Origin of the sequence: Amycolatopsis solani, assembly GCF_033441515.1 — a bacterium.
In the GTDB taxonomy this organism is placed as follows: domain Bacteria; phylum Actinomycetota; class Actinomycetes; order Mycobacteriales; family Pseudonocardiaceae; genus Amycolatopsis; species Amycolatopsis solani.
Genome location: NZ_JAWQJT010000001.1, coordinates 3151965 through 3168773, shown reverse-complemented (window position 1 = coordinate 3168773; position 16809 = coordinate 3151965). Strand labels below are relative to the sequence as shown.

Here is a 16809-nt window from a genome sequence, read left to right as displayed (position 1 = left end):
TCCCGGTCTGCCACTTCACCTGCCACCACCGTACCACCCCTTGACAGCAAACATACCGGTCTGTCTGATGGAGGCATGCCGACCAAGACTCGAGAGACGACGTCGTGGTGGCCCCTCGCCGTGGCCGGTGCCGGGGTCATCGCCCTCTGCTACGGGTTCGCGCGCTACGCCTACGGGCTGTTCGTGCCGCGGTTCAGCGAGACGTTCGGGCTCACCACCGTCGGCGTCGGCGTGCTCGGTGGCCTTTCGACCGCCGGGTACGCGGGCGGGCTGCTCCTGGCCCCGCGGACGTCGGCGCGTTCGGCGCGCGGCACCGTGCTGCTCGCCGGGGCGGCCGCCACCACCGGGCTCGCGCTGATGGCGGCCGCCCCGGACGTCGGCGTGTTCGCTGCCGGGATCGTGGTCGCGGGCGGCAGTGCGGGGCTCGTGTCGCCCGGCGTCGCCCAGCTCGTCCAAGAGAGCACCGCGCAGGACAGGGCCCAGACCTGGGCCAACACCGGCACCGGCCTCGGGCTCGCCGCGTCCGCGTTCACCCCACTGCTGGCCGTCGGCTGGCCCCTGATCTGGGCCGCGTTCGCCGGGCTCGGCGCGGTCGTGACGCTGCTCGCGTGGCGCACGCTCCCCCGCACCCGGCCGGCCGTCACCGCCGACGGCGAAAGCGAGGGCCTCAAGCCGCTCGTGCTCAACTCCGCGCTCATCGGCGTGACGAGCGCGCCCTACTGGACCTTCTCCGGCTCCCGGCTCGCCGAAGCCGGCTTGAGCCCGGTGGCCGCGACCTGGTGCTGGGCCACGATCGGGGTCGCCGGGCTGCTCGGCGGCCTGGCCGGCCGGGTCGTCGAACGCGCCGGGCTGCCGGCCGCCAACCTCGTGACCTGTACGCTCGCCGCGGCCGGCCTCGCCCTCCTCGCCGTCCCCGGCCTCGGACTGGCCGGCGCGCTGGCTTCCAGCGCGCTCTTCGGCAGCACGTACATGGCGCTGACCGGGCTGTGCATTGTCTGGGCCGCCCGCGTGTCACCCGGACGGCCCGCCCGCGGCGTCACCTGGTCGTTCGTCGGGCTCGGCGTCGGGCAGACCGCCGCCGCCCCGCTCGCCGGGGCCGCCGCGGGCGCCTTCGGGCTTCAGACGGTGTTCATACTGACCGGTCTGGTCGCTCTCCTCGCCTGGGCTCCGTGGTTCAAGCCAGCCGGGCCGGCAGTCCGGCAGCCGTGACGAACTCCGGGCCGGGGAACTTGACCGCCCGCGACAGGCGCTCCCCCCGCACGGTGAACACCCACAACGCTTCCGCGCGCAGGACTCCCCCGGCGTCCGGGCGGTAGCTGCCCGCGGCGGGCTGGCCGTTGGCGCGCGTGGGCCGCAGCCGGATCCCCTTGTCCGCCCGGAAGGCGTACCGCTCCAGGAACGGCAGGCAGACGCTCAGTCCCTTGAACCACACCGGGTGCGGCACGGCTTCGAGGCTGAAGTCGTCGTGGATGACGGTCCGGATGGCCGCGGTGTCCTGCGCCTCGAACGCGGCGACGTAGCGGTCGAGCAACGCCCGTTCGAGCGCCGAGTCCGGCGGCGCCGCGTCGAGGTCCAGTTCGTCGAGCCGCTGCCGGGCCCGCTGCAGCAGGCTCTTCACCGCGGGCACGCTGACGCCGAGGGTCTCCGCGATTTCGGCGGCGGACCACGACAGCACCTCCCGGAGCAGGAACGCCGCCCGCTGCCGCGCCGGCAGGTGCTGCAGCGCCGCGATCAGCGCCAGCCGCACCGATTCGCGCCGGACGACGACCTCGCCCGGGTCGCCGAGCACCGCGTCGGGCAGCGGCTCGAGCCACGCGAACGAGCCCGCGCCGAAGACCCGGACGTCGGGATCGCTCGACGGCGCCCCGAGCCCGGCGGGCAGCACCCGCCGGCTGTGGTGCTTCAGCTCGGTGAGGCACGCGTTGGTCGCGATCCGGTACAGCCACGTCTTGAGCGACGAGCGCCCTTCGAACGCGCCGACCCCGCGCGCGGCCCGCAGGTACGTCTCCTGGACGACGTCTTCGGCGTCCTGGTACGACCCGGTCATCCGGTAGCAGTGCGCGAGCAACGCGGGGCGGAGCGCGTCGAACTCGTCCCGCAGCCGCGCGTTCCCGACCAGCACCTCAGCTGACATCGCGCACTCCCCGCTCGTGGATGGCTTCCACAGCTTCCCTCATCCCCGCGAAACCGGAGCGGTAGAACCGGGGTCCGTAAGACACCCGCGCCACGCCCAGCGCCGCCAGCCCGGCCAGGTCCAGCGCCGGCTGGGTGTTGCCGTTGACCGGCCCGCCGACCTCGGCGACGACCCGGCCCAGCGCGTCGCCGGGCGCCCCGATCGGGTACACGCAGTCCGCGCCCGCCTCCCGGTAGCGGCGGCCGCGCCGGACGGCCTCCGCGACCCGATCCCCCTCGGGCACCCCGGCGGGCGGCAGGAACACGTCGATCCGCGCGTTGACGACGAGCGGAACCCCGCTCGCGTCGGCGGCCGCGCGCACCTCGGCCAGCCAGTCCGCGTGCGCTTGCGCGTCCGCGAGCCGCCCGGCGCGGTGGTCGGTGTCCTCGAGGTTGCACCCCGCCGCGCCGGCTTCGAGGAGCCGGTCCACCAGCTCGCGCGGCGCCAGCCCGTAGCCGGCCTCGGCGTCCACGGTCACCGGGACGGGCACCGCGCGGGCGATCCGGGCCGCCGCCGCGAACATCTCCCGCCACGGCGCCGCTTCGCCGTCCTGGTGCCCGAGCACGTCGGCCACCGCGGCGCTGGACGTCGCCACCACCGGGAACCCCGTCTCGACGACGAGTTCGGCGCTGGCTTCGTCCCAGGCGTTCGGGAGCACGAGCAGCTCACCGTGGTGCAGTTCGCGCAGCAGGTCGGCATGGGCTTTCAGGTCGCTCATGGCTCAGTTCTCCTTCGGTTCGCGACGCGGGACGAAACAGCCGGCCAGCACACCGGCGGCGGCGAGGACGGCGCTGACCACGAGGGCGGCGGTGAACCCGTCGGCGAACGCGGCCCGTGACGAGTAGCCGCCGGCCAGCGAGAACCCGGCGACCAGGGCGGCCACGCCGAAGGCGCCGCCGAGCTGCCGCATCGCGCTGAAGGCGCCGGAGGCCTTGCCGAGGAACCGCGGCCCGGCCGACGTCAGCACCGCGCTCTGCACGGCGGGCAGGCACATCGCGATGCCCGTGCCCGACAGCACGAGCGGCGCGGCGATCGCCCAGTACGTGCTCGCCGGGCCGGCGACCACGGCGATCCAGAGCATGGCGAGGCCGTGCGCGCCCAGGCCGGCGACGATGAACGGCCGCTCGCCGAACCGGCCGACCAGGCGCCCCGCCAGCTGTGGGACGACCACGGTGGTCAGCCCCCACGGCGCCAGCCCGGCCCCGGCGGCGAGCGGCCCGTACCCGAGCCCCTCCTGCAGGAACTGGGCCATGAAGAAGGTCGCGCCCAGCGCGGAAGCCCAGTGGAAGAAGATCACCGCGTTGCCCGCCGAGAACCGGCGCGAGCGGAACAGCCGGAGCGGCAGCATCGGGTGCGCCGCCCGCCGCTGCCAGGCGACGAACGCGCCGAACGCGACCAGCCCGGCCGCGACCGGTCCCACGACGCCCGCCCAGCTCGCGGTGCCGACTTGGGCCAGGCCCCACACCACCCCGAACGAACCGGCGCCGGCCAGCAGCAGGCCCGGCCCGTCGAGGGCGCGATCGGGGCCGTGGCTCTCCTCGACCCGGGTGCGGGCGAGGACGACGAGGACCGCGCCCACGGGGACGTTGATCCAGAAGATCCACGGCCAGGAGATGCCCGCCACGACGGCGCCGCCCAGCAGCGGCCCGAGCGGCACCGCCACCCCGCTCACGCTCGCGAAGACGCCGAGGGCCTTCGGCCGGAGCTCCGGCGGGAAGGCGGCGCCCAGCAGCGCCAGCGCGAGCGGCATGACGAACGCGGCGCCGGCGCCCTGCAGGACCCGGCCGGCGATCAGGGTGCCGGCGTCCGGCGCGAGGGCGCAGACCAGCGACGCCAGCGCGAACACGCCCACCCCGGCGGTGAACACCCGCCGCCGTCCCCACCGGTCCCCGGCCGCCGCGGCCGTCATGAGCAGGACGGCGAAGCTCAGGCCGTAGGCGTTCACCGTCCATTCGAGCTCGGCGGCCGACGCACCCGTGCCCGCCCTGATCGCGGTCAGCGCGGTCGCCACGACGAGCGCGTCGAGCACGACCATCATCGAAGCGACCGAGGTGATCGCCAGGACCCACCGTCGCTTCGCTGTTCCTACCTCGGTTACCGCCGGCGTGGGCGGGGTTTCGACGCGCACTCGGGACTCCTCGCGGCTCGGATCGCGTTCTTCCGGTCAATGGACCGCGCGCGAGCCGGAAAGGAATCGGTGCTTACAGGGGAAGCCCCGAGTAGTTGTCCGCGAGCTCGGTCGCCGCAGCCACCGACGTCACCGTGCGCTGGAGCTGGGCCAGCTGGAGCCGGGCGTCGAAGTCGTCGCCGTGGCGGTGCAGCATCGACGTCATCCACCAGGAGAAGTGCGTGCAGCGCCAGACGCGCCGCAGCGCCGTGTCGGAGTACGCGTCGACGAGCTCGTCGGTGCCGTCCTTGAGCGAGGCGGTGAGCGCCTTCGCCAGCAGGGCGACGTCCGCGACCGCCAGGTTCAGCCCCTTCGCCCCGGTGGGCGGCACGATGTGCGCGGCGTCCCCGGCGAGGTAGAGGTGGCCGTGCCGCATCGGCGTCGCGACGAAGCTGCGCATCGGCAGCACGCTCTTCTCGGTGATCGGCCCCGTCCCCAGGCTCCACCCGGGGTGGCCGAGGCGCGTGGCGAGCGCGTCCCAGATCCGGTCGTCGCTCCACGCGGCGATGTCCTCGTCCGGCGCCACCTGCAGGTAGAACCGGCTCACGCGCGGCGAGCGCATGCTGTGCATCGCGAAGCCGTCCGGGTGCCACGCGTAGATCAGCTCGTCGGCCGACGGCGCGACGTCGGCCAGCACACCCAGCCACGCGAACGGGTAAGCGCGCTCCCACACCTCGGCGCCCGGGATGGACGCCCGGCTCGGCCCGTGGAAGCCGTCGCAGCCGACGACGACGTCCGCGTCGACCCGGCGGGCGGTGCCTTCGACGTCCACGAAGGTGACGTGCGGTTTCCCGGTGACGTCGTGCAGGGTGACGTCGGACGCCGAGTAGTACGCCGGGCGGCCGGCCTTTTCCCGCGCCGCCATGAGGTCCTTGGTGATCTCGGTCTGCCCGTAGATCGTCACCGACCGGCCGACGAGGTCGACGAAGTCCAGGTCGTGCCGTTCGCCGGGCCACTGCAGGTGGATGCCCCGGTGTTCCATGCCCTCGACGTCGAGCCGGGCGCCGAGCCCGGTCTCGCGCAGGAGGCCGACCGTGCCCGCCTCGAGCATGCCCGCACGGATGCGCGCCTGGACGTAGTCGGCGGTCTGCCGTTCGAGCAGCACCGAGTCGATGCCTTCGAGGCCGAGCAGGTGGGACAGCAGCAGCCCGGCCGGGCCGGCGCCGACGATGGCGACCTGGGTGCGCACGGGAACGTCCTTTCGCGGGGAGAGCTCCGAGCATCTCCCGCGCGCCCGGCGACCACCACCGGACTCTCATTCAATGAGAGAGCATCCTCGAAATCCCCCGGGCCGCCGCGCGCAACGCCGGGATCTGCATCCGCGCGGAGTCGTCATTGGGCACGATCACCGACAGCGCGGCGACGACGTCGCCACCGCGTCCCCGCAGCGGGACGGCGATCCCCGTGGTCTCTTCGTCGATGAAGCCCGCGCAGTACGCGTAGCCGTCCCGCCGGACGTCGGCGAGGAACCGCCGCAGCCGCGCGGGCTCGGTCAACGTCGTGCGCCGGAAGGCTTCCAGCGGGCCCGCCAGCACTTGTTCCTGCAGCTCGGCGGGTGCGTGGGCGAGCAGCACGAGCCCGGACGACGACGCGTGCAGCGGCAGCCGCCCGGCCACGCGCGTCACGTTCACGACCGCCCCTGGTGCGGAAAGCCGCTCGACGAACAGCACTTCGCGGTCCTCCAGCACGGCGAGCTGCGTGTGGTGCCCGACGACGGCGTGCAGGTCCTCCATGAACGGCATCGCCGCTTCGCGCAGCCCCAGCGTCGGGGAAGCGCGCGAGGCCAGCTCCCACAGGCGGACGCCCACCCGCACCCTCCGATCGGTGTCGCGCCGCAGCCAGCCGTGCCCGACCAGCTCCTCGATCAGCCGCGACGCCGTCGCGACGTGCAGCCCGGCGCCCCGCGCGATGTCGGTGACACGCAGCGCGGGCGCGTCCGGTTCGAACGTCTCGAAGATCCGGACGACACGCGTCAGCACGGAGTCGCGTTTCACCACGTCAGGCAGTGTGCCCCACCTCGGGTGGCGGGGCACACCGCCACGATCACGGCAGCGAGTTCAGGAACGGCTCGTGGCTGTTCTGGAACTCCCAGTTGTAGTACTTGTCCCAGTTGATCGACCAGGTCATCAGCCCGCGCAGCGCGGGTGAAGTCCCGCCGCGCAGCGCGTACGAGCCACAACCCGAGCCCTTGACCAGGCAGTTCACGGCTGTTTGGACGTCCGCGGGCGAGGTGTAGCCGTTGCCGGCGCTGACCGCGGCGGGCAGGCCGACCGCGATCTGGTCCGGCCGCAGCCCGGGGAAGAACTGGCCGGTGTTCGCGACGGTGAAACCGGCCTTGAGCATGTCGGTCATCGCGATGTGGAAGTCGGCGCCGCCCATGTTGTGGTACTGGTTGTCCAGCCCCATGACCGGCCCGGAGTTGTAGTCCTGGACGTGCAGCACGGTGAGCGAGTCGCGCAGCGCGTGGATGACCGGCAGGTAGGCGCCGGTGCGCGCGTCCCCGGCGCTCGTGCCGCCGTAGAACTGGTAACCGACCTGCACGAAGAACGTTTCGGGTGCCATGGTGAGGACGAAGCCCGAGCCGTACTTGGCCTTGAGCGTCTTCAGCGCGGAGATCAGGTTGACGATCACCGGCGTGGTCGGGTTGCGGAAGTCGGAGTCCCCGGCGTTGAGCGACAGCGAGTGGCCCTCGAAGTCGATGTCGAGGCCGTTGAGCCCGTACTTGTCGATGATCGCCGAGACGGAGCTGACGAACTTGTCCCGCGCGGCGGCCGTCGTCAGCTGCACCTGGCCGTTCTGGCCGCCGATGGAGATGACGACCTTCTTGCCCTGCGCCTGCTTGGCCTTGATCGCGGCGGTGAAGTCGGCGTCGCTCTCGACGTTCGGGCACTCGGCGACCGGGCACCGGGTGAAGCGGATGTCGCCCGAGGTGACCGAGGTCGGCTCCCCGAAGGCGAGATCGATGATGTCCCAGGCGGCGGGCACGTCGGCCATCCGGACGTAGCCGGAGCCGTTCGCGAAGCTGGCGTGCAGGTAGCCGACGAGCGCGTGCTTGGGCAGCCCGGTGTCGACGCACCCGGTGGTGGTCGCACTGGTGGTACCGCTCTTCGGAGATTCACCGGCGCTGTTGTAGGCGGCGACCGAGTAGCTGTGGGTTTCGCAGGCCTTCAGCCCTCCGACGGTGGCGCTGGTCCCGGTCACCGTGGCGACGACGGTGCCGCCTTCGTAGACGCGGTACCCGGTCACGGTGCCGGCACTCGCGCCCCAGGTCAGGGCGATGGAAGTGTTCGTGACCGCCCCGGTGGCCGGGGTGGCGGGGGCCCCGGGCGTGCCGGGGGTGCTGCCGCCGGGGCCGTCGAGGACGACGTCGTCGGCGTAGTAGGTGCCGGCGCCGTACCAGCCGTGGAGGTAGAGCTGGGCGGAGGTCTGGTTGCCGGTGGTGAAGGTGAGCTGCAGCTGGTTGTAGGCGCCCGAGTTGCCGGACCAGGTGGAGGCGCCGCCGGTGATGCCGAGGTAGACGGGGTTCCCCCGCACCCAGGCGGAGACGGTGTAGGTGGTGTTCGGCTGAACGGACACAGTCTGCGAACACTGGGCGTAGTCAGCACCGACCGGGGTGGCGGCGAGGGCGTAGCTGCCGCCGTGCACGGGAGTGCTGACGGTGGTGGCACCGGAGCAGGTCCAGCCGGAGAGGGAGCCGGCTTCGAAACCGGGATTGGTGAGGAGGTTGGCCGCTTCGGCATTCCCGGTCACGAGACCGGAGAGCGCCAGCACGAAGGCGGCGAGGGTTGCGGACAGTCTGGAACGCCTCATCGGGTCCTCCAGTCGGGGAGATACCCGATATTGTCTAGACCAATATGTAAAATGTCCAGACCAACTGGGTGGGCGCCGGGTTTCCTCGCTCCCGCGGCGCCGGCGGATCGCTCGCGCCCGGCTCCGACCGCCGGGGTCCCGGCAAAGTCGCGTGTGCGCGATCGGCCGGATCCGCCCCGACGTCATGAACGACCCGTCCACCACGATCCCCGGACGCCACCTCCCGCGCACCGAGCAGCTCGCCGAAGGCGGCGTCGCGAATGACCCATTCGGGACCTCCCAAGCCGCCAATGACTCATTCGCGACCTCGCTCGAACTGCCCGCCCTCTCTGCCGGCGGTGAAGCGAGCCGAGGCCGGCGACTTTGCCGGAGGCCTGGCTCCGACCGCCGTGAATGACTCATTCACGTCGTCTGACGACAGGAATGAGTCATTCACTACGTTCGGGCCGGCCCACACCGGGCAACCGGGCGCTCAGGAAGGCAGCTCCGCCAGCGCCTTGGCCACCAGCCGGGTCCGGCCCGCGCGCGAGCGGTCGATCACCTGCACGCTGCTCCACCCCGGCGGAACGCGCTCGGCGAGCAGCTCCGCCCGCCACTTCCCCACCCGCCGCACGTGCCGCGCGAACGACCGCGGCCGCACCACCCGGCCCCGGCGGCGCTGCCCCTCCAGCGCCTGCTCCGCCGAGACGTCGAGGAACAGCAATCGCACCGGACGGCCGCTCACCGCGCCGACCAGTGCCAGGAGCGCCCTGGTCGAGGCGCGCGTCGACGGCTCGTGGACCACGATCGGGCCCGCCACCCCCAGCGCGCGCCCGACGATCCGCGCGCGGTGCCAGGCGTGCACCACCGGCCGATAACAGCGGTACGGCACCGCGGGGACCACCGCCCCGAGCCGCTCGCGGACCTGGTCGGAGTCCAGCACCGGCAGGCCCGTCGCCGCGTGGCGGAGCATCGTCGTCTTGCCCGCGCCCGGCAGACCCGCCACGACCAGCATGTCGCGTGGCCCGAGTTCGATGACAGTGGGCTCGCTCATGCCCGCTCAACGCCCGGCCGAAGGTAATGGTTCCTTTACCATCGACTCACGGACAGTGACCGCCACGCCGTCCGCGCGGGGGCCGCCACCCGGCCGGACGCGCGGACGTCACGCGCCGTGCGACACGGCGGAAAACCCATGCGGGACAACGCATTCGTCGGCGGTCACTTCGGGTGAAGTTCGCGCCGACCCCTTCCCGGCGCCCGAGAAATCCTTATCTTATTGAAGGGACACGGCTAGAACAGGGGAACTCGTCATGACCCAGTCGCTGGAACTCCCGGTCCAGGAATTCTGTCTCGATTGGACGCTCGCGGGCGAGGAAGGCGGCAAGGTCGCGGTAACCCTGTCCGGTCAGGTGTCCCTGCTCGACAACAAGCGCTTCTACAAGATCGACGGCGTCGTCTACGTCACCGACGGTGACGCCGACATCCGCGCGGTCGGCAACCCGTGCCTTTCCGTGCGGCGCAACGGTGTCGAGAAGTCGGGCCGGCAGTGGGGCTGGGAGATGTGCTCGGCGCGCAAACGCCTGGGCGCGCTCACCACGATGGAGGGATACTTCGTCCGGACGGGCTACTGGGCACCCGCCGATCGCGCGATCCAGCTGAGCCTGTGCGCCGAATCCGGGTGGAGCCGTCGCAAGAGCTACAGCCCGCACGTCACCGTCCGGATGGTCGACTGACCACTGTGGACACCCGGCGCCGCGCCGCCGTGACGACCAGTCCGGCCGCGAGCGCGCCCGCCACCGCGCAGCCGGCGCCGAACCCCGGCGACGGTTCGTGCTGGCGCAACGCCGTCAAGCAGAGCCACAGCGCGGCACCGAAGAGGATGCCGAGCACCGGGGCGCCGACCGACGCGCCGCGCCAGCGGTGGCCGTTGCGGATCGTGCGCAGCCCGGATTCGAGGTAGGCGAGGGCGAACAGCGCCAGGATGAGGCTGCCCGCGCCCATCGCGCTGGCCAGTGGGTGCTGGCTGGTGAGGAGCGTGAAGGTCTGCGTGATCGGGCCGGTCCGGACGGTCGCCGTGACCGCGCCGCCGACGACCCACCGCGCGATCCCCGGCAGGGTGAGTTCCGCGGTGAAGCCGTTGCCTTCGGCTTTCGCGTCGGCCGCGGCCGAACCGAGCGGGATCCCCGCGGCGGACAGGTCGAGCGCGACCGGCCCCGGGTTGCCGGGACCGCTGAAGATGAGCGGCTTGCTCAGGTCCACCTCGACCGGAGCCGAGACGGCGGACCCGCCGAGGTTCAGCGTCGGCGACGCCGAGTGCGGCAGCCGTTCGGGGTTGAGGAGCGCGAGAACGATCAGCGCGAGGCCGGCGAGTGCCGCACCGACGCGCAGCCAGACGACGGACGACGTCGAGGCGGAGCCGCCGGAGGGCTGCTGTTCGGGCGTGCCGCCGGTGAGGCGCGGGTCGAGGTGCACGTGGGGCGCGGCCAGGGTGGGGTTGGGCGCGCCGGGACGCTGCACCGGCCGGGTGCGAGCCGGGTCAGCCACACCGGCCGAGCCGAGCCCCGCGGCTCCCGCCGCACCGAGCCCGCCGGCGCCGGCCACACCCAGTCCGGCTCCCTGCGGCGCGGTCGGCGAGTTCAACCCCGCGATCACCCTCGGCGGCAGGTGCAGCACCGGCACCCCCGACCGCTCCAGCCAGCCCTGGCCGTACACCGCCGTCGCGGCTGCCGCCAGGTCTGCCGCGAACGACTCCGCCTCCCGGTAACGCGCGTCCAGCTCGCGGGCCAGGCTCCTCATCACCACTCCCGCGATCGGCATCGGTACGCCGGCGATCGGCATCGGGTCGGTGAACATGTGCTGGCGCATCATGCTGATCGCGCCGCGGGTGTTGTCGAACGGGAGGCGGCCCGACAGCAGCTCGTAGAGCACCGTTCCCGCCGCGTAGACGTCCGCCGCCGGGCTCAGGGCGTTGCCCATGGCCTGCTCCGGGGCGATGTACGCCGGGGTGCCCAGGATCTCGCCGCCGTGGGTCACCAGGGTGGCGCCCTCGCTGATCACGCGGGCGATGCCGAAGTCGGCCACCTTCACCACGCCCTGCGTGCTGAACAGCAGGTTGCGCGGCTTGACGTCGAGGTGCAGCACGCCGGCCCGGTGTGCCGCGTGCAGGCCGGCCAGCATCGCCAGGCCGATCGCGCACGCCTGCTCGCCACTGAGGCCGTCGCCGTGGAAGCGGCTGTGGACCGTCCCGCCGTCGAGGCGCTCCATCACCAGGAGGTGCTCGCGGCCCGTGCGGACGTAGTCGTAGACCGGGACGATGTGCGGGTGGTCCAGGCTCGCGAGCACCCGCGCCTCGCGGTCGAAGAGCTCGCTGCTCGCCGCGTGGTTGAGGATGTCCCAGGGCAGCTGCTTGATCGCGACGCTGCGGCCGAGCGTCCGGTGCACCCCCGCGAACACCACGCCCATGCCGCCCTCGCCGATCTCCGCGCCGATGTCGTACTGCGGCAGGGCGGCGACCAGCTCGGCCGGTGCGCTCATCGGGTGAATTCCTGCGTCGACGGCAGCGGGAGCCGGACCGTGGCGCCGTCTTCGGCGGGTGCGGCCGCCGGGGGTGCCGGGTGCGGGGTCAGGTAGCCGAGCAGGAACGCGATCGCCGCGGCGCCCAGCACCACCGGGATCTCGATCGCCGGCTCCGGCGGGACGAGCCGCAGCACCGACAGGCTGATCACCGCGACCAGGCCGGTGCCGAACCCGGCGGGCAGGAAGCGCAGGCCGCGGCGCCAGCGGTTGGGCGCCAGGCGGTGGCGGGCCAGCGCCAGCAGCGCGGCCGCCCAGGCCAGGACCGTCAGCACGAGCATCGCCAGTCCGAACACGCCGTACACCGACCAGACGGACCCGCGGACGTCGGCGACCGTCGCCGCCTCCCCCAGCGTGCCACGCTGCGCGTCGAGCAGCTCCACCGACGAGGGCAGCAACCCGGTCGCCTGCCCGCTGAGGTCACCGAGGTCGAGGACGAACGTCCGCGTCGCCGAGCCCCGGGCCGGCACCTCGAACGGCGCCGTCGTGTCGTAGGCGAAGAACGTGAGCGCGAGGGCCACCCCCGACAGCCGCACGCTGCGGACCTTCACCGGCGCGGTGCCGGTGTTGGTGGCCACGACCTTGAGCTCGACCTGGCTCGCCGGGTCGATCGGGACGGTGGCGTCCTCGATCGGCCGCCGGTCGATCGACACCTGCAGTTCGAGCGAGCCGGATTCGGCCGACGCGGCCGGTGCGCCGAGCACCAGCGCGCACAAACCCAACGCAACCCCCGCCGCGATGACACGTCCCATTGGGCATCCCCTACTTGCGTAATCCAACTCGTCCGGAATGCTACAGCGAGCACACACCGGGGAGGGACGTCCGATGCGATTCGTGGTTCGGCTGTTTTTGGGCGCCGTGGCCGGAGTGTTGCTGCTGCTCACGTTCGTGGGCAGCGCCGGCGCACAAGTTCCGCCGTCAGTTGGTTTGAAACCGTCGAGCGGCCCGGCGGGCAGTTCCTTCACCATTTCCTGGAATGGTTTCCCTACCTGCCGGACCATCAATTTCTTCTGGGCGGGCACGGCGCTCACCCAGAAGGTGGCACCGGCGACCAGCGGGCAGATCACGACCGCCGTCCCGGCCACCGCGAAGCCGGGCTCCTACACGGTGACCGCGACCTGCACGAGCCAGAAGCAGACGGCCAGTGGCACCTTCGTCGTCACCGGGGTCACCACGACGACCCCGCCACCGCCGACGACCACCACTCCGCGGCCGCCCGTGACCACGACGCCGACCAGGCCGGGCACCACCACGACCCCGCCGGCCACGACCACCACGCCGCCGTCCACCACGACCACGCCGCCGCCGACGACGACCACCACCACGCCGCCCACCACACCCGGCACCACCACCACGACCAGCACCGAGCCCCAGCCGGGTGAACTCGTGCTCGACCGGCCGAGCATCCAGCCCGGGGAGTCCCTCGCCGCGTCGGGACGGGGGTGCCAGCCGGGCCGGCTGGTGACGCTGACCTCCGACGGCTCCGAAGTCGGCTCGGCCCTGACCGACAGCTCCGGCGCGTTCACCGCGCCCGTCGAGTTCACGCGCATCGAGGCCGGGCGGCACACCGTCGTCGCCGAGTGCGGGGTGCGGCTGACCGGTGCCGTCGACCAGGTCGTCACGCGCTCCTCCGGCGGGCAGACCGGCACGCTGGTCATCCTGGTGTTCTTCGTCCTCGCCGGCAGCACGGTGATCCGCTTCCGGTGACCCGCGGTTGACATGCAGCCATCTGGCTGCCTATTGTCGGACGGCGTGATGGACGAGGTCTTCAAAGCGCTGGCCGACCCCAGCCGCCGCCTGCTGCTGGACGTGCTCAACGAGCGCAACGGCCAGACCCTGCGCGAACTCTGCGCAGGGCTGGAGATGGCCCGCCAGTCGGTGAGCAAGCACCTGGCCGTGCTCGAGACGGCCGGGCTGGTCACGACGACCTGGCGCGGCCGCGAAAAGCTGCACCACCTCGACGCCGCGCCGATCAACGCGATCGCCGACCGCTGGATGACCCGCTACGACCGCAGGCGGGCCGGCGCGCTGGCCGACCTGAAACGAGCACTGGAGTCCGCACCGATGAACGAATTCGCCTACACCACCTACATCAACACGACGCCGGAAAAGCTCTGGAAAGCGCTTACCGACCCGGCCTTCACCCGCCAGTACTGGGGTGTTTCCTTCGAAACCGACTGGAAAAAGGGTTCGCCGATGGCCTGGGCCGAAAGCGGCGCGAAAACCGAGGACCCGGCACAGGTCGTCCTCGAATCGGATCCGTACCGCCGGCTTTCCTACACCTGGCACACCTTCACGGCGGAATGGGCGGACGCCAACGGGATCAACGCCGGAACGCTCGCGAAACTGCAGGGCGAAAGCCGCACGAAGGTCACGTTCACCCTCGAACCGCAGGGGGAACTGGTGAAGCTGACCGTGCTGCACGACGGCTTCGACGACGACAGCACGACGCGGGCGATGTGCAGCCAGGGCTGGCCCGCGCTGCTGTCGAGCCTGAAGACGCTGCTGGAGACCGGCGTCCCCCTTCCGTGATCCCGGCCAATCGGTCGTTTCTCTCGAACGCGACAGATCTGACACACGGAAAAGTCTGAATTCTCCCCCTTTCGTGGGCGGCAGGCTGAAGTCCGGGTGAATTCCCTCCGATCGACGCCATCCGATGCGGTTTCGCGGGCGTTAGGCTCGCATAATCCGTGACCGGTGATGGTCCGATCGAGTGACGGGAGAGTGCGCGTGCCGGGGTCAGTACGTGCTCGCTGGATCGTGGCGGCGCTCGCGCTCGCCGTCGTGGCGGGCGCTGTCGTCGTCTTCTGGCCGGACAGCGCCGCCGCCGGGGATCCGGAGATCGCGGTCTCGCGCTCGGCGTGCGGCGCGGGCTGGTCGGAGCCGAAGCCGGGGCCGCAGACGTTCCGCCTGCACAACACCGGCTCGGTGACCGCCGAGGTCGACCTGATCGACCCCGCGACCGGCGTGATCTACGGCGAGGTCGAGGGCCTCGGCCCGGACACCACCCGGCCGCTGCAGGTCAACCTCGGCAACGGCAGCTACGCCTTCCGTTGCCTGCCCGAGGACTCGGGCGCGATCGTCGGCCCCGCGGTGCGGGTCAGCGGTGGGGCCGAGCGGACCGGGCCGGGCGTCGCGCCGGTGACGCACAACGACCTGCTCGGGCCGCTCAAGGCCTACCAGCAGCACGTCGCGACCGGGCTCGGCGAGCTGGTCGCGAACACCGCCGCGCTGAAGGACGCCGTCCACGGCGGCGACCGCGCGGCCGGCGAGGCCGCGTGGCTGACCGCGCACCTGACCTACGAGCGCCTCGGCGCCGCCTACGACGCGTTCGGCGACTCCGACGGCGCCCTCAACGGCACCGCCGACGGCCTGCCCGCCGGCCCGGCCGACCCCGGGTTCACCGGCTTCCACCGCCTGGAGCAGGGCCTTTGGCACGGCGAGGACCTGGGCGCGCTCGCCGCCGTCGCCGACCGGCTGGACACCGACGCCCGCGCGCTGCAGGCGTCCTTCGGCGACAGCCAGGTCGACGGCAACGACCTCGGCCTGCGCGCGCACGAGATCATGGAGAACACGCTGCAGTTCGAACTCACCGGCCGCACCGACTACGGCAGCGGCACCAACCTGGCCACCGCCCGCGCCAACCTCGACGGCACGCGCGCGGTGCTCGACGTCCTCCGCCCGCTGCTGGCCCCGCGCTACCCCGAGCTGTCCAAGGTGGACAGCTGGCTGACGCGCACGCAGTCCGCTTTGGACGCCGCGCACCACCCGGACGGCAGCTGGACACCCCTGAAGCAGCTTTCCCAGCTGCAGCGGCAAAAGCTGAATGCCGACGTCGGCGAGCTGACCGAACTGCTGGCCCCGATCGCCGCGATCGCCGAGCCGAGGAGGGTCTCGTGACCGGCCTGCCCCGCCGTTCCTTCCTGCGCCGGGCCGCGATGGGCGCCGGCCTCACCGTCGCCGCGGGGGCCGGGCTCGGCGCCTCCTCCGTCATCGACAGCGCGGCACCCGTTCCCTTCCACGGCCGGAACCAGGCCGCCATCCTGCGGAACCCGCCGACGCAGACGATCGTCGCCGCCTTCGACGTCGTCGCGGAGTCAAAGGCCGAGCTGACCGACCTCTTCCGCGCGATCACCGACCGGGCGCGGTTCCTCACCACCGGCGGGGCGCCGGCCGCGCTCGGCATCAGCGCGCCACCGGCCGACTCCGGCGTCCTGGGGCCCGTCGTGCCCGGTGGCGACCTCGGCGTGGTCCTCGGGGCCGGCGCGTCGCTCTTCGACGACCGGTTCGGCCTCGCGAAGCTCAAACCGGCCAAGCTCAAGCCGATGACGACGTTCCCGAACGACGCCCTCGACCCCGCGCAGTGCCACGGCGACCTCAGCCTGACGCTGTCGGCGAACTCCACCGACACCGTGCTGCACGCGCTGCGCGACATCGCGCGCGCGACCCGCGGCGGCATGCAGCCGCGCTGGAAGCTGAGCGGCTTCAGCTCGCCGCCGCGCCCGGCGGGCACGCCGCGGAACCTGATGGGGTTCAAGGACGGCACCGCCAACCCGACCGGCTCCGAAGTGGACAGTCTGGTGTGGACGACCGGCGCGGGCGAACCCGCGTGGACCGCGGGCGGCAGCTACCAGGTGGTCCGGCTGATCCGGATGCTGGTGGAGTTCTGGGACCGGGTCTCGCTGGCCGAGCAGGAGAACATGTTCGGCCGCCGCCGCGACACCGGCGCCCCGCTCGACGGCACCGCCGAGACAGACGTCCCGCGCTACGCCGACGACCCGATCGGCACGGTGATCCCGCTGACCAGCCACATCCGCAAGGCGAACCCGCGCACCCCGGAAACCGATGCGAGCCGGATCCTGCGCCGCGCGGTGAACTACGACCGCGGCGTCGACAGCAACGGCAACCTCGACATGGGCCTGATCTTCGTCTGCTACCAGCAGGACCTGGAGCGCCAGTTCGAGGCGGTCCAGACGCGGCTGGCCGAAGAACCCCTGACCGACTACATCTCCCCGTTCGGCGGCGGCTACTTCTTCGCGCTGCCGGGCGTCACCGGCCCGGACGACCACTTCGGGCGTTCCCTGCTCACCTGACTGACGCACCCACC

Annotated in this window: 16 protein-coding genes; 6 read left to right on the top strand and 10 right to left on the bottom strand. The window is 72.4% G+C overall.

Annotation, left to right across the window (positions count from 1 at the left end; genetic code table 11):
- Positions 1-75 precede the first annotated feature (75 nt).
- Positions 76-1209 (top strand): MFS transporter, encoded by a 1134-nt coding sequence (locus SD460_RS15600; RefSeq protein ID WP_290056637.1) that lies wholly within the window; start codon positions 76-78, stop codon positions 1207-1209.
- Here SD460_RS15600 and SD460_RS15595 read toward each other — a convergent pair.
- The 7 genes from SD460_RS15595 to SD460_RS15565 all read right to left on the bottom strand — a co-directional run bounded on the left by SD460_RS15595 (position 1175) and on the right by SD460_RS15565 (position 9183).
- Positions 1175-2134 (bottom strand): RNA polymerase subunit sigma-70, encoded by a 960-nt coding sequence (locus SD460_RS15595; protein WP_290056638.1) that lies wholly within the window; start codon positions 2132-2134, stop codon positions 1175-1177. The genes SD460_RS15600 and SD460_RS15595 overlap by 35 nt on opposite strands.
- Positions 2124-2891 (bottom strand): isocitrate lyase/PEP mutase family protein, encoded by a 768-nt coding sequence (locus tag SD460_RS15590; protein WP_290056639.1) that lies wholly within the window; start codon positions 2889-2891, stop codon positions 2124-2126. Before SD460_RS15590 ends, SD460_RS15595 begins: the two co-directional genes overlap by 11 nt.
- 3 nt (positions 2892-2894) lie before the next feature.
- Entirely contained in the window at positions 2895-4301 is a 1407-nt protein-coding gene (locus tag SD460_RS15585; RefSeq protein WP_290056640.1) for a DHA2 family efflux MFS transporter permease subunit, read from the bottom strand.
- A gap of 73 nt (positions 4302-4374) precedes the next feature.
- A complete protein-coding gene (locus SD460_RS15580) occupies positions 4375-5529 on the bottom strand; it encodes a 4-hydroxybenzoate 3-monooxygenase (RefSeq protein WP_318306287.1) in 1155 nt (384 codons plus the stop codon).
- Between the two features lie 70 nt (positions 5530-5599).
- Entirely contained in the window at positions 5600-6337 is a 738-nt protein-coding gene (locus SD460_RS15575; protein ID WP_438860619.1) for an IclR family transcriptional regulator, read from the bottom strand.
- Positions 6338-6383: 46 nt separating this feature from the next.
- A complete protein-coding gene (locus SD460_RS15570; protein ID WP_290056642.1) occupies positions 6384-8150 on the bottom strand; it encodes a chitinase in 1767 nt (588 codons plus the stop codon).
- 472 nt (positions 8151-8622) lie between these two features.
- Positions 8623-9183, bottom strand: a complete 561-nt coding sequence (locus SD460_RS15565) for an AAA family ATPase (protein ID WP_290056643.1) — start codon at positions 9181-9183, stop codon at positions 8623-8625.
- A gap of 256 nt (positions 9184-9439) precedes the next feature.
- Between SD460_RS15565 and SD460_RS15560 the strand changes: the two genes are divergently transcribed.
- A complete protein-coding gene (locus SD460_RS15560; RefSeq protein WP_290056644.1) occupies positions 9440-9862 on the top strand; it encodes a hypothetical protein in 423 nt (140 codons plus the stop codon).
- Here SD460_RS15560 and SD460_RS15555 read toward each other — a convergent pair.
- The 3 genes from SD460_RS15555 to SD460_RS15545 all read right to left on the bottom strand — a co-directional run bounded on the left by SD460_RS15555 (position 9840) and on the right by SD460_RS15545 (position 13066).
- Positions 9840-11663 (bottom strand): serine/threonine-protein kinase, encoded by a 1824-nt coding sequence (locus SD460_RS15555; RefSeq protein WP_290056645.1) that lies wholly within the window; start codon positions 11661-11663, stop codon positions 9840-9842. The two genes, SD460_RS15560 and SD460_RS15555, sit on opposite strands and share 23 nt — an antisense overlap.
- Positions 11660-12454: a hypothetical protein gene (locus SD460_RS15550; protein ID WP_290056646.1), complete on the bottom strand. Its 795-nt coding sequence runs from the start codon at positions 12452-12454 to the stop codon at positions 11660-11662. The genes SD460_RS15555 and SD460_RS15550 overlap by 4 nt, the downstream gene beginning before the upstream one ends.
- Before the next feature lie 348 nt (positions 12455-12802).
- Complete coding sequence (locus tag SD460_RS15545; RefSeq protein ID WP_318306286.1) at positions 12803-13066, bottom strand: hypothetical protein; 264 nt, start codon at positions 13064-13066, stop codon at positions 12803-12805.
- A 22-nt stretch (positions 13067-13088) separates the two neighbouring features.
- On the opposite strand from SD460_RS15545, the gene SD460_RS15540 reads away from it, so the two are divergent.
- The 4 genes from SD460_RS15540 to SD460_RS15525 all read left to right on the top strand — a co-directional run bounded on the left by SD460_RS15540 (position 13089) and on the right by SD460_RS15525 (position 16795).
- Positions 13089-13409, top strand: a complete 321-nt coding sequence (locus tag SD460_RS15540) for a hypothetical protein (protein WP_290056648.1) — start codon at positions 13089-13091, stop codon at positions 13407-13409.
- A gap of 48 nt (positions 13410-13457) precedes the next feature.
- Positions 13458-14234, top strand: coding sequence for an ArsR/SmtB family transcription factor (locus SD460_RS15535; protein ID WP_290056653.1), 777 nt, complete (start codon positions 13458-13460; stop codon positions 14232-14234).
- Positions 14235-14432: 198 nt separating this feature from the next.
- Positions 14433-15602, top strand: a complete 1170-nt coding sequence (locus tag SD460_RS15530; protein ID WP_290056649.1) for an EfeM/EfeO family lipoprotein — start codon at positions 14433-14435, stop codon at positions 15600-15602.
- Positions 15599-16795 (top strand): Dyp-type peroxidase, encoded by a 1197-nt coding sequence (locus SD460_RS15525; protein WP_290056650.1) that lies wholly within the window; start codon positions 15599-15601, stop codon positions 16793-16795. Before SD460_RS15530 ends, SD460_RS15525 begins: the two co-directional genes overlap by 4 nt.
- Positions 16796-16809 lie beyond the last annotated feature (14 nt).